Source organism: Pantoea sp. Acro-807 (assembly GCF_011752675.1).
In the GTDB taxonomy this organism is placed as follows: Bacteria; Pseudomonadota; Gammaproteobacteria; order Enterobacterales; family Enterobacteriaceae; genus Pantoea; species Pantoea eucrina.
Map to the genome: position 1 here is coordinate 370,145 of NZ_VWXE01000003.1, position 19,840 is coordinate 389,984.

Genomic DNA, 19,840 nt, shown 5'->3' on the forward strand with positions numbered 1-19,840 from the left:
TGTATTTTTATTCTGTTTTTCGCCGTATTGCAAGCGTTGCGCCTGACGTTACTTTACGATTTTTCAGATGCATCCGTTGATAACAGCCTGCATTATCTGGCTTTTCCGACGAGACAAGCGTTGCCAGATTGGATAAAGTTTTCGCTTTCTGAGCGTCGGCTGACGCAGATTTATCCATAACACAGTAGTTGGAGTGGCATGTCCCAGGCTTTTTCCCGAAGACGGTTATTACAAGGTGCCGGTGCGCTATGGCTACTTAGCGTAACGCGTACTGGGCTGGCAGCGAGTCAGCACATTGTTGCGGTACGCATCTGGCCTTCATCAACGTACTCCCGCGTCACGCTGGAGTCGAATATCCCGCTGCACTACAAGCAGTTTGCGTTGAGCAACCCTGAACGCCTGGTCATTGATATCAAAAATCTGCATATCAATCCGGCGCTGAAAGGCATCAATAAGCTGGTGCGCACAGACGATCCCTTTATCAAAACGGCCCGGGTCGGGCAGTTTGATCCGCACACGGTGCGGATTGTGCTGGAGCTGAAGCGTAACGTCGCACCAAAAACCTTTACCCTGGCGCCCGTGGCCGGTATCAAAAACCGGCTGGTGGTGGATCTGTATCCCAGTCAGGCATCGCACGCCGACGATCCGCTGCTGGCGCTGCTCAACGATTACAACAAAGGCGATCTGGAGCGCGATCAGCCTGCGCAGGCACCGTTGCCGGGTAAGGCGGGGCGCGATCGTCCGATCATTATCATGATCGATCCCGGACACGGCGGCGAAGATCCCGGTGCGCACGGCAAATACAAAACGCGTGAAAAGGATATTGTGCTGAAGATTGGTCGCTACCTGCGGGCATTGATCGATAAAGAGCACAATATGAAAGCCTACATGACGCGTAACGAAGATGTGTTTATTCCACTGCGCGTGCGGGTGGCAAAAGCGCGCAAGCAGCGTGCCGATCTGTTTGTTTCGATTCATGCCGATGCGTTTACCAGCCGGGCAGCGCGTGGCTCTTCGGTATTCGCGCTCTCCACGCGCGGCGCGACCTCTGCCGCAGCCCGTTTCCTGGCACAGACGCAGAACGAAGCCGATCTGATTGGCGGCGTCAGCATGAGCGGCGATCGCTATCTCGACCACACGATGTTCGATATGGTGCAGCGTCAGACCATCAGTGACAGCCTGAAATTTGGCAAAGAGGTACTGGCGCGCATGGGGCACATCAATCATCTGCATAAGCGTACGGTTGATCAGGCGGGTTTTGCCGTGCTGAAAGCGCCCGATATCCCGTCAATTCTGGTTGAGACGGCGTTTATCAGTAACGTGGAGGAGGAGCGCAAGCTGCGAACCGCACGCTATCAGCATCAGGTGGCCGAAGCGATTTTTCACGGTATCAAAGCCTATTTTGATAAAGGCGGCGTGCTGGCACGGCGGTAAGGGCAGGGCGGCAGCGATGCCGCTTTTTTCCGGCGGCAGAAACAAAAAAACACCCGTTAAGGTGTTTTATGTTTCTTCATCAGAAGAATTGGTTGCGGGGGCCGGATTCGAACCGACGACCTTCGGGTTATGAGCCCGACGAGCTACCAGGCTGCTCCACCCCGCGTCCGTCTGTCGCACTGAGCGACGTTTCACATTGTATTCTTCTTAAGACAATTGGTTGCGGAGGCCGGATTTGAACCGACGACCTTCGGGTTATGAGCCCGACGAGCTACCAGGCTGCTCCACCCCGCGTCCGTCTGTCGCCTGAGCGACACTTCATATTGTCTCTTCATTAAGAAGAATTGGTTGCGGGGGCCGGATTTGAACCGACGACCTTCGGGTTATGAGCCCGACGAGCTACCAGGCTGCTCCACCCCGCGTCCGTGGATGCGCACTATACACCTGGCGCGTGACGATGCAACCCCTTTTTGCGCTTAACGGGTGAAATCCATAAGCAGTTGCTGAATAATGTCGCATCCGGATGAAAAAACGTACAGATGTGAAGGCGATGGCGGGTGGCAGATTTCATTATGACCAGGGCTTTGCTATCGTCGCCGGGCGAACAACCGACAACAAGAGAGAGTCATGAACGGACACCGGGTAAAGTATGCACTCACTGGCGCATTTCTGGCGCTATTAGCGGGTTGTAGCTCAAAGCCGACCGATCGCGGTCAGCAATATATTGATGGCAAGCTGGAGCAACCGCTCGGGCTGGTTAATGAGCCTAATGCCAAAGGGCGTCCGGTTAACGGGCAGGATTTCGGCCTGCAGGTGCAGCAGATTCAGTCCGCTTCCTCGCGTCTGTTCAGCCGTAATAATGACACCTACAGCGCTATCCAGAACTGGCTGCTTTCGGGTGCAGATACGCGTCAGCTGCGTCAGTTCGGCCTGAATGCGTTTCAGATGGAAGGCACCGACAATTATGGCAACGTGCAGTTTACCGGTTACTACACGCCGGTAGTGGAAGCGCGTTATACCCGGCAGGGCGAGTTTCAGTATCCTATTTACCGCATGCCGCCGCGCCCGCGCGGGGCGAAGCTGCCGAGCCGCGCCGGCATTTATAGCGGCGCGCTCGATGAGCGCTACGTTATCGCCTGGAGCAACTCACTGATCGACAACTTTATGATGGATGTGCAGGGCAGCGGCTACGTCGATTTTGGGGACGGACGTCCGCTGCGCTTCTTTGGCTACGGCGGTAAAAATGGCTGGGCTTATCACAGCATCGGTAAAGAGCTGATCGATCGCGGTGAAGTCAAACGCGAAGATATGTCGATGCAGGCCATCCGGCAGTGGGCTGAGGAGCATTCACCGCAGGAAGTGCGTGATGTGCTGGAGACCAACCAGTCCTTTGTCTTCTTTAAACCTGAAGAGTACGTGCCGGTGCGGGGTGCCAGCGCAGTTCCGCTGATTGCCAAAGCGTCGGTTGCCTCTGACCGCTCTCTGATCCCGGCGGGCACGGCACTGCTGGCGGAAGTGCCGCAGCTGAATGCAAAAGGTAAGTTCAACGGTAAGTATGAAATGCGTCTGATGGTGGCGCTGGACGTCGGTGGCGCAATCAAAGGCCAGCACTTTGATATCTATCAGGGCGTAGGCCCGGACGCCGCACATCTGGCTGGCTTCTATAACCACTACGGCCGCGTCTGGGTACTGAAGACGGCTCCCGGTGCCGGACAGCCGCTGTTCAGCACTGCGCAAAACGGCAATAACGGTTCACTGCTGACCGGTGCAAATTGATACACTGACAGCCAGCTCTCTGCAGGAGAGTACATTATCGGGTGCGCCACGCGGCGCACCGCATTCCGGAGTAAAGGTCAGATATGAAAGTGGTAAGCGACGCCTGGCGACAGCGCTTTGGCGGAACGGCGCGTCTTTATGGACAGGAGGCGCTGCAGCAGTTTGCAGAGGCGCATTTCTGCGTAATTGGTATTGGCGGCGTAGGCTCCTGGGCCGCTGAAGCGCTGGCGCGTACCGGCATCGGACACATTACGCTGATCGATATGGATGATGTCTGTATTACCAATACCAACCGGCAGATCCATGCGCAGCAGGGCAATGTCGGTCAGGCAAAAACGGAAGTCATGGCCGCCCGTATCCGCGCCATCAATCCGGAGTGCATTGTCACCTGCATTGACGACTTTATCACGCCGCAAAACACCGCCGAATTGCTCTCTGCCGGGTTTGACTATGTGATTGATGCCATCGACAGCGTGCGGCCGAAAGCGGCGCTGATTGCCTGGTGCCGGCGTAATAAAGTCCCGCTTATTACCACCGGCGGGGCAGGCGGACAGATCGATCCCACGCAGATTCAGGTCAGCGATTTGGCGAAAACCATCCAGGATCCGCTGGCGGCTAAACTGCGCGAGCGCCTGAAAAGTGATTTTGGCGTGGTAAAAAACAGTAAGGGCAAACTGGGCATCGACTGCGTGTTTTCCACTGAAGCGCTGGTCTATCCGCAGCCCGACGGCAGCGTATGCGCCTCGCGCAGCACGGCAGAAGGCCCGAAGCGGATGGATTGCGCTGCAGGCTTCGGGGCGGCAACCATGGTGACCGCCACGTTTGGATTTATCGCCGTATCGCACGCGCTGAAGAAGTTTCAGGCGCGCAGGGCGCGTCAGGCTGCCTGACGCGCCGCGCGCATTACCGCCTCTGCCAGCGCCTGCAGGCCGCTGCTGCGTGACGCGCTCAGCTGCGCGCGCAGTCCCAGCGTATCAAACAGCGCCAGCGGATCCTGCGCCAGCAGCTGTGCCGGGGTTTTTCCTTCGGTGGCGGTCAGCAGCACGGCCAGCAGGCCACGCACAATCCGCCCCTCACTGTCGCCATAAAAATGCAGCGTGCCGTCAGGCAGCTGCTGGCTGCTGAGCCAGACGCGGTTTTCGCAGCCGCTCAGCTCGATCTCCGCACACTTCAGTTCTTCCGGCAGCGCCGGCAGCTGACGGCTGAGCTGAATCAGCTGCCGGTAGCGATCCTCCCACTGCTGAAAGCGGGCAAACGTATCGGTCAGCCCCTGGGCGGTGATCGTATGGCCAAAGGGGTGGGGAGCGAGCAGGGTTGTCATGAGATTATTCACCTAAAAGATCCACGGCGCAGTGCATGGCGCGCACCAGCGCATCCACATCCTGCAGGTTATTGTAAGGCGCGAATGAGACGCGCAGCGTGCCGCTAACGCCCAGGGCTGCCATCAGCGGCTGCGCACAGTGCTGTCCGGCACGCAGGGCAATTCCCTGTTCAGCCAGCAGCGTGACGATATCGCTGTGATGGATCCCCGCAATATCAAAGGCAAGCAGGCTGGAAGAGCCGCAGCGGAAGCTGCGAAAGCCGGGCAGCGCGCTTAGCTGCTCTTCGGCCAGGCAGGCGAGCTGCTGACTCCACATCTCCGCTTTTTCCTGATGATGGTGCGACAGCCAGTTCAGCGCCGCGCTGAGGCCCACCACACCTGCCACGTTGGGCGTTCCGGCCTCAAAGCGCCACGGTACCGGCTGCGGCGTAAATCCGCTGAAGTCAACCTGCGTCAGCATTTTGCCGCCGCCCTGCCACGGCTGCATCGACTCCAGCAACTCTGCTTTGCCATACAGCACGCCAATGCCCATCGGACCATAAAGTTTGTGGCCGGAAAACGCATAGAAGTCGATATCCAGCGCCTGCACGTCAGGCGGGCAGTGCACCACGCCCTGCGCGCCATCCACCATGACCTTTGCACCCGCCTCATGCGCCAGCGCGATAGCCTGCGCCAGATCCGGACAGCCGCCGGTGACGTTTGACATCTGGCTCACGGCCAGCAGGCGGGTGCGCGTGTTGATCAGCTCCGGCAGCAGGGCAATGTCGGGTCGGCGATCGGCTCCCAGCGGCCATTTCACTACCGTGGCGCCGCTTGCCTGAGCCACCATCAGCCACGGCACCAGGTTAGCGTGATGCTCCGCCTCGCTGACGATGATTTCATCACCCGGCTGCAGGCGCGGTGCCAGCCAGCTGTACGCCACCAGATTGATCGCCTCAGTGGTGCCGCGCGTCCAGACAATCTGCCGATCGTCAGCGGCATTCAGCCACTGTGCGACCACGCCGCGCGCCTGTTCATACTGTGCCGTCAGCGCACGCGCCGCAGCAAACTGGCTGCGGTGCACGGTGCCGGCACTGAGCGAATAGAACTGTGCGGTGGCATCAATGACCGCCTGCGGCTTGAGCGCCGTGGCGGCGCTGTCAAGATAGACGCCAGCATCGTTTAGCGCAGGAAACTGCTGACGAAAAGCGCCAGGAGAGAAGATGGTCATATCGGGCCCACTCCGGTGATTTAGGGCCAGCCGTAACAGCAGGCTGCAGGCTGGCAAAGCTGTAAAAGCGCGTTATGCTCATTATGGCAAGGTTTGAACCGAAACCCGCATAACCCGTTCGCCATTTTCAGCCGTGCTTTCAGGCTGATGGCGCAATGTCGTGGCTGCGGGCGGTTTAATGCAATCAATCTGCAAGGAGATAGAAGATGAACAAACTTACCGCAGTGCTGGCTGTCTGCACCATGGCGTTTACCCTGGCGGCCTGTTCCAGCAACTATGTTATGCACACGAACGATGGCCGCACGATTGTCGCTGACGGCAAGCCAAAAGTTGATGATGATACCGGTATGATCAGCTATAAAGATGCCAATGGCAATGAGCAGCAGATTAACCGCTCTGATGTGAAAGAGATGGTTGAGATGGGGCAGTAAAATTACGAAAAAAAAGCACCGCAATTTGCGGTGCTACATAAAATCACTTTGGACAGACAGGGTAAATCTCAGGAATTAAAAGTTTGATCTGCAAGATTCAGATCAAAAAATGCAAACACAACATCACGACCACAAGCCAAAAGCTCTCCAAAAGTCTGCGATCTCTCGCACGTTTTCAGAAAACTTTTCGTTCCGGCTCTGGAAGTGCGGCAACTATAGGTATTTGCTGGAGCTTCCTCAACGGACAAATTATAATGTCTCGGATTAAAAAATCTAATAGCTGACGACGTTGTATAAGTTGCAGTTTTACACTATGAATCCATCTGTGGAAAACCATGTCTAAACGCCTTCCGCCGCTCAATGCTTTACGTGTTTTTGACGCGGCTGCCCGCTATCTGAGCTTTACCAAAGCCGCTGAAGAGCTGTTTGTGACCCAGGCGGCGGTGAGCCATCAGATCAAGTCGCTTGAGGATTTTCTCGGGCTCAAGCTGTTCCGCCGCCGCAACCGCTCGCTGCTGCTGACGGAAGAGGGGCAGAGTTACTATCTCGATATCAAAGAGATTTTTTCAGCGCTTAACGATGCGACCCGCAAGCTGCAGGCGCGCAGCGCTAAAGGGGCGCTCACGGTCAGCCTGCTGCCGAGCTTTGCGATTCAGTGGCTGGTTCCGCGTCTCTCCAGCTTTAATATGGCTTATCCGGGAATCGACGTGCGTATTCAGGCGGTAGACCGTGAAGAGGAGAAGCTGGCAGACGATGTTGACGTCGCTATCTTCTATGGCCGGGGCAACTGGCCAGGCCTGCGGGTGGATAAGCTCTACGCTGAATATCTGCTGCCGGTCTGCTCACCGCTGCTGCTCTCCGGCGATAATCCGCTGAAATCGCCCGCCGATCTGGCGCACTTTACGCTGCTGCATGATGCGTCGCGTCGTGACTGGCAGGCCTACACCCGCCAGCTGGGACTGCAGCATATCAATGTGCAACAGGGGCCTATTTTCAGCCACAGTGCCATGGTATTGCAGGCAGCGATCCACGGGCAGGGTGTGGCGCTGGCGAACAACGTGATGGCAGAGAGTGAGATCGAAGCAGGGCGCCTGGTCTGCCCGTTCAATGATGTGCTGGTAAGTAAAAACGCTTTTTATCTGGTTTGTCATGACAGTCAGGCAGAACTGGGTAAAATAGCCGCCTTTCGTCAGTGGATTCTGGAAAAAGCCGCTACCGAACAGGAAAAATTCCGTTTTCGCTACGATCACTAAGTTACCGTTCGCTGCACAGTGATGTGCGGCGGGACCATGAGGATAGATCGATGTCCAGTCGTGCCATGTTTATATTTGCAGCCATCAGCGGCTTCGTGCTGGTGGCGTTTGGTGCGTTTGGCGCGCACGTATTAAGTAAATCGCTGGGGCCATCTGAAATGGCGTGGATCCATACCGGCCTGGAGTATCAGGCTTACCACACGCTGGCGGTAATGGGACTGGGTGCCGCGATGCTGCGACGCGCTAATATCTGGTTTTACTGGAGCAGCGCAGCGATGGCGCTGGGTACCGTTCTTTTCAGCGGCAGTCTCTATTGCCTGGCGCTGTCGCACCTGCAGTTCTGGGTGTTTGTTACGCCGGCGGGAGGATTTTGCTTCCTGATCGGCTGGTTTTTGATGTTGATTGGCGCGCTGCGTCTGAAAACAAAGGCAGAACGCCATGAATAAAGTATTACTCTATTGTCGTCCCGGATTTGAAAAAGAGTGCGCGGCTGAAATCAGCGCTAAAGCAGCAGAGCGGGAAATTTACGGCTTTCCGCGGGTAAAAGAAGAAGCGGGCTACGTGCTGTTTGAGTGCTATCAGCCAGAAGATGCAGAGAAGCTGCTGCGCTCGCTGCCGTTTGCTGAACTGATTTTTGCCCGGCAGATGCTGGTTGTCGGCGAGCTGCTGCGCGATTTACCTCCCGAAGATCGCATTACTCCCATTACCGGCATGCTGACCGGAGTGGTGGAGAAAGGGGGAGAGCTGCGGGTCGAGGTTCCGGATACCAACGAAGCCAAAGAGCTGACTAAATTTTGCCGCAAGCTGACGGTGCCGCTGCGCGCCAGCCTGCGTGCCAGCAATATCCTGCTCAATTATGAGAGTCCTAAGCGGCCGGTGGTGCACGTGTTTTTTATCGCTCCGGGCACCTGCTATGTAGGTTATTCGCTGCCGGAAAATAATTCGCCATTCTATATGGGGATCCCGCGACTGAAGTTTCCTTCTGACGCTCCCAGCCGCTCAACGCTCAAACTGGAAGAGGCGTTTCATGTGTTTGTGCCGGCCGATGAGTGGGACGAACGCCTGGGAAGCGGCATGTATGCGGTCGATCTGGGCGCCTGCCCGGGCGGCTGGACCTATCAGCTGGTGAAGCACAGCATGTGGGTCTACGCGGTTGATAACGGCCCGATGGCACCGAGCCTGATGGATACCGGACAGGTTACCCACTGTCGTGAGGATGGTTTTAAATTTCGCCCGCCGCGCAGCAATATCAGCTGGCTGGTATGCGATATGGTAGAAAAACCGGTGCGCGTGGCCACGCTAATGACTGAGTGGCTGGTAAACGGCTGGTGTCGTGAAGCGATTTTCAACCTCAAGCTGCCGATGAAAAAGCGCTATGAAGAGGTCACGCAGAATCTGGCGATGATGGATGAAGCGTTAAAAGCGCAGGGTATCAACGCCCAGATTCAGGCGCGTCAGCTGTATCACGATCGTGAAGAGGTAACGGTACACGTCCGGCGTATCTGGGCTGCTGCAGGCGGTCGCCGCGACGAACGCTGATCTGTCAGCAACGGGCGCCATTAATGACGCCCCTACGATGATTGTAGGGGACGCATTTATGCGTCCCTGACGTATTTATGCGTCCCTGGCGTACCGCGATTTATCCTGCCTGATAGCGCAGCGTATTAAGGTTGCCCTGCAGCACTAAATCGCGTTTCAGCGTGGCAACCTGGCGGCAGATCGTGGCTGTTTCATGCTGGGCGTGTAATTTACTCTGCCACTTTGCCGGTACCTGATCCCACTGCTGATAAATCGCCTCCAGTGAACCAAACTGCGCCAGCAGCTCGCGTGCGCTTTTCGGGCCGATACCGGAGACGCCCGGAATTTTACTGCTGCTGATGCCGCATAAACCCCAGTAATCCGGCAGCTGTTCCGGGGCAACGCCAAATTCCTGTGCGATAAACGGCACATCAAGCCAGCGCTTCTGAAAATAGTCGCGAATGCGGATAGCGGGCGCCAGCAGCTGACAATATCCCTTATCGGTGGAAACGATGGTGGCCTGATGCCCGGCATCCGCCATTTTCACTGCCAGAGTAGCGGCCAGATCGTCTGCTTCATCATCTTTGGCGATCCAGCAGCTGACGCCTGCGGTGCTAAAAGCTTCCTGCAGCAGCGGCAGCTCCTGTTGCAGATCCTCTGGCATTGGCGGTCGCCCCGCTTTGTAATCCGGCAGCAGCGCATGACGCCAGCCGGGCTGGCGCTCCGGACTATCAAATACCGCCACCGCGTGGGTCGGGCGTGTATGACCAAGCAGCTGATGCAGCGCCGCAACACAGGCGTCACGGCAGGGAGAGCCCTGAACGGCATGCAGGCGCCGGATGAGATTCAGCGCATCAATAATTAATAAATGTAGTGCCATAAAAGCGATAAGCGGCAGCCCGCAGGCTGCCTTCCTGAAGGGTTATTTGATGATTTCGTAGCAGGGGATATAGGCACTGCCCGGTAGTTTCATACGCTGCTGCGCCACAAAGCCCTGCAGCAGCTCATCCATCCGATGCATCAGATCGGCGTCGCCGCGCAGCTGATAAGGGCCGCGTTCACGGATCTCCCGGATACCGATTTCTTTTACGTTTCCGGCCACGATCCCGGAGAAGGCGCGGCGCAAATCAGCCGCCAGTTTTTCCGCCGGCTGATTCGGAAACAGGTTGAGATTTGCCATGTTTTCGTGGGTCGGCAGGAAAGGCACCTGCAGATCCGGCGCAATACGGATAGACCAGTTAAAGCTGTAAGCGTCACCGGTTTCGCGACGATGCTCTTTTACCTGCGGCATCGCTTTTTTCATCTGGCGCGCCACTTCAGCGGCATCATCAATAATGATCGTATAGTGTTTGCGCGCCTGCTCGCCCAGCGTATTGACGATGAAATCATCGAGCACGCGGAAATAGTCAGCGCTCTCTTTAGGGCCGGTGAGGATCAGCGGCAGCACCTGCTCGCTGTTTTGCGGATTCATCAGAATACCAAGCAGATAAAGGAACTCTTCGGCGGTGCCGACGCCACCCGGGAAGATCACGATGCCATGCGCGATGCGGACAAAGGCCTCAAGGCGTTTTTCGATATCGGGCATAATGATGAGTTCGTTAACCAGCGGGTTAGGCGGTTCAGCGGCGATAATGGAAGGCTCAGTCAGGCCGATAAAGCGGCTGTCATGATAGCGCTGCTGCGCATGACCTACCGCCGCGCCTTTCATTGGCGCTTCCATTACGCCAGGGCCACAGCCGGTGCAGATATTCAGCTCGCGCAGCCCCATCTGGGTGCCAACATTACGGCAATACTGGTACTCCACTGCGTTGATAGAGTGTCCGCCCCAGCAAACCACGGTATTAGGATACTCCCCGACGTGCAGCGCGCGCGCGTTACGCAGTATCGAGAAAACCTGATTGGTGATATGCGCGGAGTCGTCAGCCTGACCCGCGAGGCGCTCTGGCAGAGCAAGCTGGCCGTTAACAAACAGAATATCGCGCAGCACGGCAAACAGGTTGGCCTGCAGTGAGCGGATGATACGCCCATCCACAAAGGCCTCTTCCGGCGGATTGATCAGCTCCAGCTTAACGCCGCGCTCGCGGCGCAGGACGTTAATAGCGAAATTTTCAAAACGCGAGAGCAGCTCATGACTGCTGTCTGTCTGGCTGCCGGAGTTAAGCACTGCAAGGGAACAGTTACGAAAAAGCTGGTAGAGATCGCTGCTGGCGGTCTGCTTCAGCATGTCGACTTCCAGCTGTGAGAGCAGATCCATTGAGCCAAGCGGGCTGATATGTGTAATCAAAAGAACTCCTTTACACGCCATAGCGTGACTGATGACACTGCGCTTAACCTGCTGAGCGCAGTGACGAAAATCCCTGGTCGCATACGCTTTACGCTTAACGCCGCAGACAGATTAACGCTCCCGGTTGTGATTGCTCAAGAGGAACCGCGCATCCCTGCTACGGCCTGCGAGGTGCCTCGCAATCTGTTACTGGCGTGCCAGACGCGAAAAGCCGGGCGTGAAGGGAACATTGCTGCGCCACGGGTTGATATCCAGACCGCCGCGGCGAGTGTAGCGCGCATAAACGGTTAACGCCTCTGGCTGGCAGAAACGCTGCACGTCGTTGAAAATGCGCTCCACGCACTGCTCATGAAACTCATTGTGCTGGCGGAAAGAGATCAGATAGCGCAGCAGCGCCTCGCGGTCGATACGCGGGCCTTTATAACGAATCATCACCGATCCCCAGTCGGGCTGATTGGTGATCAGACAGTTGGACTTCAGCAGGTGGCTTACCAGCGTCTCATCTACGATTTCATTGCCCGCGGCGTGCGCAAGGTGTCCGGCATCAAAACCGTAATCGCTGATGCTGATATCCTGTTCATCGATAACGCTGCCGCTGAACTGTCCGATAGGCTGGCTTTCCAGCTCGCTCAGGCGAAACAGCGCCACGCTGACGTTGCCGCTGGCGCAGGCGCGCAGATCGCGTTCCAGCGTCTGACGCACGTCGCCCCAGTCTGCGAAACGGGTCTGATTAAAGCTGTTCAGGTAGAGCTTAAAGCTTTTCGACTCAATCAGATTTACGCTGTCAGCATCCAGCACCACTTCGCCAATCGCGACCTGCGGGACACCTTTGCTGTTTAGCCATGAAAGCTCATACAGGGTCCAGATATCTGCGCCGTGAAACGGCAGATTATCCGGAAAAAGATTGAGCGGTTCCCGGTTCAGACTGCGCGGCACAGATTGCAGCAGCGTGTTATCGTACTCATCTACATAGGCGACAGATTTGCCCAGGGTCAGGCCGCTTAAGGCCGGGTTTGGGTGTTCAGAAGACATAATGGTTACCACAAGGTGAATCAAAGTGGCTAAGTGTAACCGATCACCAGCGAGAAGATGAATGATGCAGCCCACCGCCAGCGCACTGTGTGCGTTTACCACCCGTTATATCGATCTCTGGCAGCAGCAGCAGGGACACTATCCTGCCAGTAGCGATCTGGCAGGGATCCCTTCGCCCTGTATCATCAACACCGTTGATGACCGCGTTCTCTGGCAGCCGCAGCCTTTTTCGCCATCGTCAGGGCTGGATGCGGTGGAGCGGGCGCTGGATATTCAGCTCCAGCCTGATATCACTGCGTTTTACACTACCCAGTTTGCCGGCGATATGCATGCCCGCCTGCAGCAGCGCAGGTTAACGCTGCTGCAGGTATGGAGCGAAGAGGACTTTATCCGGCTGCAGGAGAATCTGATTGGTCATCTGATTATGAAACGGCGTCTGAAACAGAGTCCGACGCTGTTTATTGCTACTACTGATTCAGAGCAGGAGATGGTGGCGGTGTGTAATCTTACCGGTGAAGTCATTCTGGAGGAGCCTGGACGTAACAAACGTGAAATTCTTTCACCTTCTGTCCGGACATTTCTCGATGATATACAACCTGTTATCGGTCCGATGGAGTGATAACCGAAGCGCTATGTAAGAGATCTCTTACAAAATCTGTGCGAGATCGACATTTTGTGAGTGAACCTTTCAGAAAAGCTAAATGTAAAGATATTGTGAATCATAGAGTTATGGTATCAGTCTGAAAATTGAGACAATACTTGATCGATTAATGACTCATGCTTACTTGTTATTGTGGCGATTTTTGAGAGAATACCCACCGTTAGCAGGACGCTATGGACAGAGCGACGTTCAGGAGAATGTCAGCCAGGAGGCGGGAACGTAACGGAGTTTACGTCACAGGGAAGGCTTCAGGACGGAGCAGGACACTCAGGAATGAGTAAGGGACACCTCCAGGATGGAGAATGTGAGCCGTGCGGAGCAGGGCGAGCCAGGATGCTAAGGATGCTGTCATGAAGACAGGCAATGGAAAGCGCAGGAAGAGTTGTCACGGATGAGCAGGGAGCACTGCGGTGGCGGGAATGCTGCACAACGAACCGGGAGCACTGTTATTAACAGTGCTCCCTTTTTTTATGCGCTTTTTACGCCACCGGTGACGAGTGATATGCTTGCCGCCCATTATTTCACGGAGGCAACCTATGTCGACGCACACTATTACGCAGCGACTGCAGCAGGTCGAAGCAGTCATGCGCGAACACGATTACTGGCAGCAGAGCGCTCCTGACGCGGCCGCGTTTAACAGCGACCAGCCTTTCTGCCTTGATACTATGGCTCCGCTGGAGTGGCTGCAGTGGGTATTGATCCCGCGTATGTCAGCCCTGATCGCCTCCGGCGCGCCAATGCCTGCCGGTTTCGCCGTCGCGCCCTATTACGAAGTTGCTCTGACTCCGGTCACTCCCGGCTATACCGCTCTGCTAATCGCGCTGCGTGAGCTTGACGCGCTGTTTGCGGAGCCAGCACGCTGATGCTGGAGATTATCTATCAGGATGAGTGGCTGGTAGCAGTAAACAAGCCTGCCGGCTGGCTGGTGCACCGCAGCTGGCTCGATCGCAAAGAGAAAGTGGTGGTGATGCAGACGGTGCGCGATCAGATTGGTCAGCACGTCTTTACCGCGCACCGGCTCGATCGCCCGACCTCTGGCGTACTGCTGATGGGCTTATCGAGCGAGGCGGGCCGTTTACTGGCGCAGCAGTTTGAGCAGCATCAGATACAAAAAACCTATCACGCCGTACTGCGCGGCTGGCTGGATGGCGCGGCTACGCTCGACTATCCGCTGCTGGAAGAGCTGGATAAAATTGCGGATAAATTTTCTGCTGAACCGCGTGCACCGCAGCCTGCGGTCACGGATTATCAGGCGCTGGCGCAGACAGAAATGCCGGTGGCAATCGGTAAATACAGCAGCGCCCGCTACACCCTGGTGGAGATGTCGCCGCGCACCGGGCGTAAGCATCAGCTGCGCCGCCATATGGCACACCTGCGCCACCCGATTATTGGTGACAGCGCCCACGGCGATCTGCGCCAGAATCGTGGCGCAGCGGCGCATTTCGGGCTCGATCGTTTAATGCTGCACGCCAGCGCACTCTCGCTGACGCATCCCTTTACCGGAGAGCCGCTGGTGATCCGCGCCGGACTGGATCCGATATGGCAGCAGATGCTGCAGCAGTTCGGCTGGCAGGATCGGTTACCGGACGTTCCCAGGGTTGAGTTTGACGCTGAGGCAGTTCAGGATAAGCCAACAGCGTAAAGGAGCAGCAAAATGGCAAAAATTGGCATTTTTACAGGCACGGTTTACGGCAATGCACTGCTGGTGGCCGAAGAGGCGCAGCCGGTGCTGCAGGCGCAGGGACATGAAGTAGAGGTCTTTGAGGATCCGACGCTGGCGGAGTGGCAGGCGTACAGCAGCGACGTCGTGCTGATTGTAACCTCAACCACCGGGCAGGGCGATCTGCCGGATAATATTGCCCGTCTCCATGCGCAAATCCATGATGAGCTCGGCTATCAGCCAGCGCTGCGCTATGGTGTGATTGCGCTGGGTGACAGCAGCTATCAGCACTTCTGCGGCGCAGGAAAAACTTTTGATGCCACGCTCCAGGCGCAGCAGGCGCAGCGTATTGGTGATGTGCTGATGGTGGATGCCGTTGAGCATCCGGAGCCTGAAAGCGTGACGACGCCGTGGGTGGAGAGCTGGGGTAAGCAGCTGTAGTGACCCGGGCCGCGCTGTATGGCGGCCCGGTATTAACGGTGCAGCCCGGTATCAGGTTACCGGTGCCGGATTAAATACCGCCAGCTGGTTGCGGATCCCCCAGCGATCGGACCAGGTCTGCTGACGACCGCTGGCGATCTCCAGAATCAGCTCAAACAGACGCCAGCCTACCTGCTCAATACTCTCTTCACCGGTGGCGATAGTGCCGGCGTTGATATCCATCAGATCATGCCAGCGCCGGGCCAGCGCGCTGCGCGTCGCCATCTTAATCACCGGAATAGCCGCGAGGCCATAGGGCGTGCCGCGCCCGGTGGTAAACACCTGCAGCGTAATGCCGGAAGCCATCTGCTGCGTACCGCAGACAAAGTCACTGGCAGGGGTAGCGGCGTAAATCAGTCCGCGCTGCGTAGGGCGCTGTCCCGGCGACAGCACTTCAGCAATCGGGCTGCGCCCCGATTTTGCAATCGATCCCAGCGCTTTCTCCACCACGTTTGCCAGTCCGCCTTTTTTATTGCCGGGTGAGGGGTTAGCGCTGCGATCGGTCTGTCCCTGATGCAGATAGTCGTCATACCACGCCATCTCTTCCAGCAGCCGTTTACCCACCGCTTCATTAACCACGCGCGGCGTCAGCAGATGAATAGCGTCGCGCACCTCCGTCACTTCAGAAAACATGACTGTGGCGCCGCAGCGCACCAGCAGATCGGAGGCGAAGCCCACCGCCGGGTTAGCCGTTACGCCGGAAAAGGCGTCACTGCCGCCGCACTGGGTGCCTACTACCAGTTCAGACGCCGGGCAGGGTTCCCGGCGGCGCAGATTAAGCTTTTTCAGATGACGTTCAGCGACCTGCAGGATCTCATCCACCATGGCGCCAAAGCCGACGTGACGCTCATCCTGCAGACGCACAATATCGTTATCATCCAGCGAGATCGCCTGTACATCAGGCGTACCGGTCAGCAGCCGCTCCGGCTGGAGCTTTTCACAGCCGAGGCTGACAATCATTACCTCGCCACCAAAATTGGGATTCAGCGCAAGATTATGAATGGTGCGGATCGGCACGACGGCAGCCGGGGCGTTGATCGCCACGCCGCAGCCATACAGATGATTCAGCGCGACCACGCCATCCACGTTGGGATAGCGCGGCAGCAGATCGCGTTCAATAAGCTGCACAACATAGTCTACGACGCCCGCCACACAGTGGACGCTGGTGGTAATGCCAAGCAGGTTGCGGGTTCCCACGCTGCCGTCTGCATTGCGATAACCATCAAAGGTATAGCCTTCCAGCGGCGGCAGTTCAGGCGGTACGTTGGTTGCCAGCGGCAGGCTGCTGAGCGGCGGCGCCTCGGGCAGGGCTACCAGCGACTCATCTATCCAGCTGCCGCGCGCAATAGAGCGCAGCGCCGTGCCGATCACTTCGCCATAGCGCAGAATCGGTGCATCCTGAGCGATATCCTCCAGCGCAACTTTGTGTCCCTGGGGCACATGCTCCGTCAGCTGCAGCCCGTCGGCAAAGCGTGTACCCGCGGGCAGGCCCTGGTCGTTGACGACAATCGCAACGTTATCCGCTTCATGAACTTTTATATAGAGTGGTTTTTCTGTAACGGGTCGGTTCATTGCTCACCTTCCGGGTAGCCGCACTGTGCATAGCAGTGCGATAAATAGTGGTTCTGGTCACGTCATCAAAGTCAGCCAGCTCCAGTATAAGCAGCACGCGCCCGCCAGCGCATTGTGCAACTGTCCGGCTTTTAGCCCCTTTCTCTCCGCACTTTGGTGGTTTTAACCAAAAGCAAGTGAAGGTGCTCACAAAGCGCTCTTTGACTGTCTGTTTTTTGTACAATTATGGCGCTGCGATCGGCGTTTCGTGAGCCATCACGCAGCAGGATGTGCATATGCCACAAATTCTTTTTTGTTTTGACTGAATTGTCGGGCTTTCTTCCAGTGTTTCAGCCGCGGGCTGTTTTTATACTGATTTCCGTTCTTAGAGGTTTGGTTACCTGTCACGACGCATCAACGTTCGCCATAACAACAATCGCCGTGTTTAACCCGACATCATTCTGATACCCAACGCGATGTGTATGCAGTCAGAGTGAATGTAGCGTTCGCTATATTTCAGGAGTGCATCATGAATAGTTACAGCCAGACGGCAGAGGCGGTGCAGAAACGTACCAATGCCCGCTACTGGATCGTGGTGATGTTATTTATCGTCACCTCATTCAACTACGGCGACCGCGCCACCATTTCCATTGCCGGATCGGCGATGTCCAAAGATATCGGTCTCGACTCTGTCGGGCTGGGCTATATCTTTTCCGCCTTCTCATGGGCCTATGTGATCGGACAGATCCCGGGTGGATGGCTGCTGGATCGCTTTGGATCCAAGCGTGTCTACTTCTGGAGTATTTTCCTCTGGTCGCTGTTTACTCTGCTGCAGGGCTTTGTTGATCTCTTCAGCGGCTTTGGCATTGTGATTTCACTGTTCCTGCTGCGCTTTTTGGTCGGTCTGGCTGAAGCGCCTTCCTTCCCTGGTAACAGCCGTATTGTCGCGGCCTGGTTCCCGGCACAGGAGCGCGGAACGGCGGTCGCCATCTTTAACTCTGCACAATACTTCGCCACGGTGATCTTCGCGCCCATCATGGGCTGGCTGGTCTCTGAAGTTGGCTGGGCGCACGTGTTCTGGTTTATGGGCGGGCTGGGCATCATCCTGAGCTTTATCTGGCTCAAAGTGATGCACGATCCCAACAACCACCCCGGCGTGAATAAGGCGGAGCTGGAGTACATGGAGCAGGGCGGCGCGCTGATCAATATGGATGCAAAAAAAGCCGATCGCAAAGTCAGCCGCGGTGAAAAGTGGGATCAGATCAAACAGCTGCTCTCTACCCGCATGATGTGGGGCATCTATCTTGGCCAGTATTGCGTCAACGCGCTGACCTACTTCTTTATTACCTGGTTTCCGGTCTATCTGGTACAGGCACGCGGCATGTCGATTCTGAAAGCGGGCTTTATCGCCTCCGTTCCGGCGATTTGCGGCTTCCTCGGCGGCGTGCTGGGCGGCGTGATCTCCGACTATTTGATGCGCAAAACCGGCTCACTCAATATTGCCCGTAAAACGCCAATCGTTATCGGCATGCTGCTCTCCATCAGCATGGTGATGTGTAACTACACCGAAACCGAATGGGTTGTGGTGCTGTTCATGGCGCTGGCGTTCTTCGGAAAAGGCATTGGTGCGCTGGGCTGGGCGGTGATGGCCGACACGGCACCGAAAGAGATCAGTGGCCTGAGCGGTGGTCTGTTCAATATGTTCGGCAACTTCTCCGGTATCGTTACGCCTATCGCGATTGGTTACATCATCGCCACCAGCGGATCGTTTGAGGGCGCGCTGGTATATGTCGGGATCCACGCTTTTGTCGCCGCCTTTAGTTTTCTGTTTATTACCGGTGACATTAAACGCGTTGAGCTGAAACCGTATAAGGAGCCGAAATGAGTACGCAAAGTACGCCTGTCATCACTGACATGCAGGTGATCCCGGTTGCCGGTTACGACAGTATGCTGCTTAACATTGGCGGCGCGCATAACGCCTGCTTCACGCGCAATATTGTGGTGCTGACCGACAGCGCCGGCCATACCGGACTGGGCGAGGCGCCGGGCGGCGATACAATTTATCAGACGCTGCTGGCGGCAGTACCCCAGGTCAAAGGGCAGCAGATTGCGCGTATGAACCGGCTGGTGCAGCAGGTGCATAAGGGCAATCAGTCAGCGGATTTTGACACTTTTGGCAATGGCGCCTGGACCTTCGAACTGCGCGTAAACGCAGTAGCCGCGCTGGAGGCGGCGCTGCTGGATCTGCTGGGGCAGCATCTGGGCGTACCGGTGGCAGAGCTGCTCGGACCGGGCCAGCAGCGCGATGAGGTCACCGTGCTCGGCTATCTGTTTTATATCGGCGATCGTCATAAAACCGATCTTCCGTATCGCAGCGGTGATGCCGCCAGCCACGACTGGTACCGGCTGCGGCATGAGGAGGCGCTGACGCCGGAGGCGGTGGTGCGTCTGGCAGAGGCGGCGCAGGATAAATATGGTTTCAAAGATTTCAAACTCAAAGGCGGCGTGCTGCCGGGTGAAGAGGAGATCGCCTCGGCGGTGGCGCTGAAGCAGCGCTTCCCGGAGGCGCGCATTACCGTCGACCCTAATGGCGCCTGGCATCTGGATGAGGCGATCGGACTCTGTAAAGGCCTGCAGGATGTGCTGAGCTATGCAGAAGATCCCTGCGGCGCGGAACAGGGTTACTCCGGCCGTGAAGTGATGGCGGAGTTTCGCCGCGCCACCGGGCTGCCGGTTGCCACCAATATGATCGCAACCAACTGGCGTGAAATGAACCACGCCGTGATGCTCAACGCGGTCGATATTCCGCTGGCCGATCCTCACTTCTGGACCCTGAGCGGCGCAGTGCGCGTGGCGCAGCTCTGCGACGAATGGGGACTCACCTGGGGCTGCCACTCCAATAACCATTTCGATATTTCGCTGGCGATGTTCACCCACGTGGGCGCTGCCGCCCCGGGCAAGCCAACCGCGATTGACACGCACTGGATCTGGCAGGAGGGCGATCAGCGCCTGACGCGCGAGCCGCTGCAGATCCGCAACGGCAAAATTGCCGTGCCGGATAAACCGGGGCTGGGTATTGAGCTGGATCGGGACCGCCTGCAGCAGGCGCACGAACTCTATAAGTCACTGCCGGCCGGCGCGCGCAACGACGCCACCGCGATGCAGTATCTGGTACCCGGCTGGTCATTTGATCGCAAGCGTCCGGCATTTGGGCGCCGTCCTACATAAG

The 19,840-nt window shown here is 56.8% G+C and carries 19 protein-coding genes and 3 tRNA genes; 13 read left to right on the forward strand and 9 right to left on the reverse strand.

Annotation, left to right across the window (positions count from 1 at the left end; genetic code table 11):
• Window positions 1–198: 198 nt before the first annotated feature.
• The gene (amiC, locus tag F3J39_RS10400) at window positions 199–1,434 is read left to right on the forward strand and encodes an N-acetylmuramoyl-L-alanine amidase AmiC (protein WP_039379939.1); all 1,236 of its coding nucleotides are present in this window, start codon (window positions 199–201) and stop codon (window positions 1,432–1,434) included.
• Window positions 1,435–1,523: 89 nt separating this feature from the next.
• On the opposite strand, the gene F3J39_RS10405 is transcribed toward amiC, so the two are convergent.
• The 3 genes from F3J39_RS10405 to F3J39_RS10415 all read right to left on the reverse strand — a co-directional run bounded on the left by F3J39_RS10405 (window position 1,524) and on the right by F3J39_RS10415 (window position 1,856).
• Window positions 1,524–1,600, reverse strand: a tRNA-Met gene (locus F3J39_RS10405).
• A 51-nt stretch (window positions 1,601–1,651) separates the two neighbouring features.
• Window positions 1,652–1,728: transfer RNA gene (locus tag F3J39_RS10410), tRNA-Met, on the reverse strand.
• A gap of 51 nt (window positions 1,729–1,779) precedes the next feature.
• Window positions 1,780–1,856: transfer RNA gene (locus F3J39_RS10415), tRNA-Met, on the reverse strand.
• A 205-nt stretch (window positions 1,857–2,061) separates the two neighbouring features.
• On the opposite strand from F3J39_RS10415, the gene mltA reads away from it, so the two are divergent.
• Window positions 2,062–3,210 carry a murein transglycosylase A gene (gene mltA, locus F3J39_RS10420; protein ID WP_071668551.1) on the forward strand — a complete coding sequence of 383 codons (1,149 nt, stop codon included), beginning with the start codon at window positions 2,062–2,064 and terminating at the stop codon, window positions 3,208–3,210.
• Window positions 3,211–3,293: 83 nt separating this feature from the next.
• A complete protein-coding gene (tcdA, locus tag F3J39_RS10425; protein WP_039379935.1) occupies window positions 3,294–4,100 on the forward strand; it encodes a tRNA cyclic N6-threonylcarbamoyladenosine(37) synthase TcdA in 807 nt (268 codons plus the stop codon).
• Here tcdA and csdE read toward each other — a convergent pair.
• Both csdE and csdA read right to left on the reverse strand, forming a co-directional pair.
• Entirely contained in the window at window positions 4,088–4,531 is a 444-nt protein-coding gene (gene csdE / locus F3J39_RS10430) for a cysteine desulfurase sulfur acceptor subunit CsdE (protein WP_039379933.1), read from the reverse strand. The two genes, tcdA and csdE, sit on opposite strands and share 13 nt — an antisense overlap.
• Window positions 4,532–4,535: 4 nt before the next feature.
• A complete protein-coding gene (gene csdA / locus F3J39_RS10435; protein WP_166714152.1) occupies window positions 4,536–5,741 on the reverse strand; it encodes a cysteine desulfurase CsdA in 1,206 nt (401 codons plus the stop codon).
• Between the two features lie 206 nt (window positions 5,742–5,947).
• On the opposite strand from csdA, the gene F3J39_RS10440 reads away from it, so the two are divergent.
• The 4 genes from F3J39_RS10440 to rlmM all read left to right on the forward strand — a co-directional run bounded on the left by F3J39_RS10440 (window position 5,948) and on the right by rlmM (window position 8,964).
• Window positions 5,948–6,172 (forward strand): YgdI/YgdR family lipoprotein, encoded by a 225-nt coding sequence (locus tag F3J39_RS10440; protein ID WP_039379928.1) that lies wholly within the window; start codon window positions 5,948–5,950, stop codon window positions 6,170–6,172.
• Between the two features lie 335 nt (window positions 6,173–6,507).
• Window positions 6,508–7,425, forward strand: a complete 918-nt coding sequence (locus tag F3J39_RS10445; RefSeq protein ID WP_039379926.1) for a transcriptional regulator GcvA — start codon at window positions 6,508–6,510, stop codon at window positions 7,423–7,425.
• Window positions 7,426–7,475: 50 nt separating this feature from the next.
• Entirely contained in the window at window positions 7,476–7,871 is a 396-nt protein-coding gene (locus F3J39_RS10450) for a DUF423 domain-containing protein (RefSeq protein WP_039379923.1), read from the forward strand.
• Window positions 7,864–8,964: a 23S rRNA (cytidine(2498)-2'-O)-methyltransferase RlmM gene (gene rlmM, locus F3J39_RS10455; protein ID WP_166714153.1), complete on the forward strand. Its 1,101-nt coding sequence runs from the start codon at window positions 7,864–7,866 to the stop codon at window positions 8,962–8,964. The genes F3J39_RS10450 and rlmM overlap by 8 nt, the downstream gene beginning before the upstream one ends.
• Before the next feature lie 100 nt (window positions 8,965–9,064).
• Here the strand turns inward: rlmM and xni are convergent, their stop codons facing one another.
• The 3 genes from xni to queF form a co-directional block, all read right to left on the reverse strand.
• The gene (gene xni / locus F3J39_RS10460; protein ID WP_166714154.1) at window positions 9,065–9,823 is read right to left on the reverse strand and encodes a flap endonuclease Xni; all 759 of its coding nucleotides are present in this window, start codon (window positions 9,821–9,823) and stop codon (window positions 9,065–9,067) included.
• Between the two features lie 42 nt (window positions 9,824–9,865).
• Window positions 9,866–11,227 (reverse strand): nucleotide 5'-monophosphate nucleosidase PpnN, encoded by a 1,362-nt coding sequence (ppnN, locus tag F3J39_RS10465; protein WP_039379917.1) that lies wholly within the window; start codon window positions 11,225–11,227, stop codon window positions 9,866–9,868.
• Window positions 11,228–11,413: 186 nt separating this feature from the next.
• Window positions 11,414–12,259, reverse strand: coding sequence for an NADPH-dependent 7-cyano-7-deazaguanine reductase QueF (gene queF, locus F3J39_RS10470; RefSeq protein ID WP_039379915.1), 846 nt, complete (start codon window positions 12,257–12,259; stop codon window positions 11,414–11,416).
• Between the two features lie 61 nt (window positions 12,260–12,320).
• Between queF and syd the strand changes: the two genes are divergently transcribed.
• The 4 genes from syd (at window position 12,321) to F3J39_RS10490 (ending at window position 15,021) form a co-directional block, all read left to right on the forward strand.
• A complete protein-coding gene (gene syd / locus F3J39_RS10475; protein ID WP_104085491.1) occupies window positions 12,321–12,878 on the forward strand; it encodes a SecY-interacting protein in 558 nt (185 codons plus the stop codon).
• Window positions 12,879–13,456: 578 nt separating this feature from the next.
• Window positions 13,457–13,783: a YqcC family protein gene (locus F3J39_RS10480; protein WP_039379911.1), complete on the forward strand. Its 327-nt coding sequence runs from the start codon at window positions 13,457–13,459 to the stop codon at window positions 13,781–13,783.
• Window positions 13,783–14,562 carry a tRNA pseudouridine(65) synthase TruC gene (gene truC, locus F3J39_RS10485; protein WP_039379909.1) on the forward strand — a complete coding sequence of 260 codons (780 nt, stop codon included), beginning with the start codon at window positions 13,783–13,785 and terminating at the stop codon, window positions 14,560–14,562. Before F3J39_RS10480 ends, truC begins: the two co-directional genes overlap by 1 nt.
• A 12-nt stretch (window positions 14,563–14,574) precedes the next feature.
• On the forward strand, window positions 14,575–15,021 hold the full coding sequence (locus tag F3J39_RS10490; protein WP_071668546.1) for a flavodoxin: 447 nt from the start codon (window positions 14,575–14,577) through the stop codon (window positions 15,019–15,021).
• Between the two features lie 51 nt (window positions 15,022–15,072).
• On the opposite strand, the gene garD is transcribed toward F3J39_RS10490, so the two are convergent.
• Window positions 15,073–16,632: a galactarate dehydratase gene (gene garD, locus F3J39_RS10495; protein WP_039379905.1), complete on the reverse strand. Its 1,560-nt coding sequence runs from the start codon at window positions 16,630–16,632 to the stop codon at window positions 15,073–15,075.
• Window positions 16,633–17,140: 508 nt separating this feature from the next.
• Here garD and F3J39_RS10500 point away from each other — a divergent pair.
• Entirely contained in the window at window positions 17,141–18,496 is a 1,356-nt protein-coding gene (locus F3J39_RS10500; protein WP_039379902.1) for an MFS transporter, read from the forward strand.
• Window positions 18,493–19,839, forward strand: a complete 1,347-nt coding sequence (locus F3J39_RS10505) for an enolase C-terminal domain-like protein (RefSeq protein ID WP_039379900.1) — start codon at window positions 18,493–18,495, stop codon at window positions 19,837–19,839. Before F3J39_RS10500 ends, F3J39_RS10505 begins: the two co-directional genes overlap by 4 nt.
• Window position 19,840: the final 1 nt, after the last annotated feature.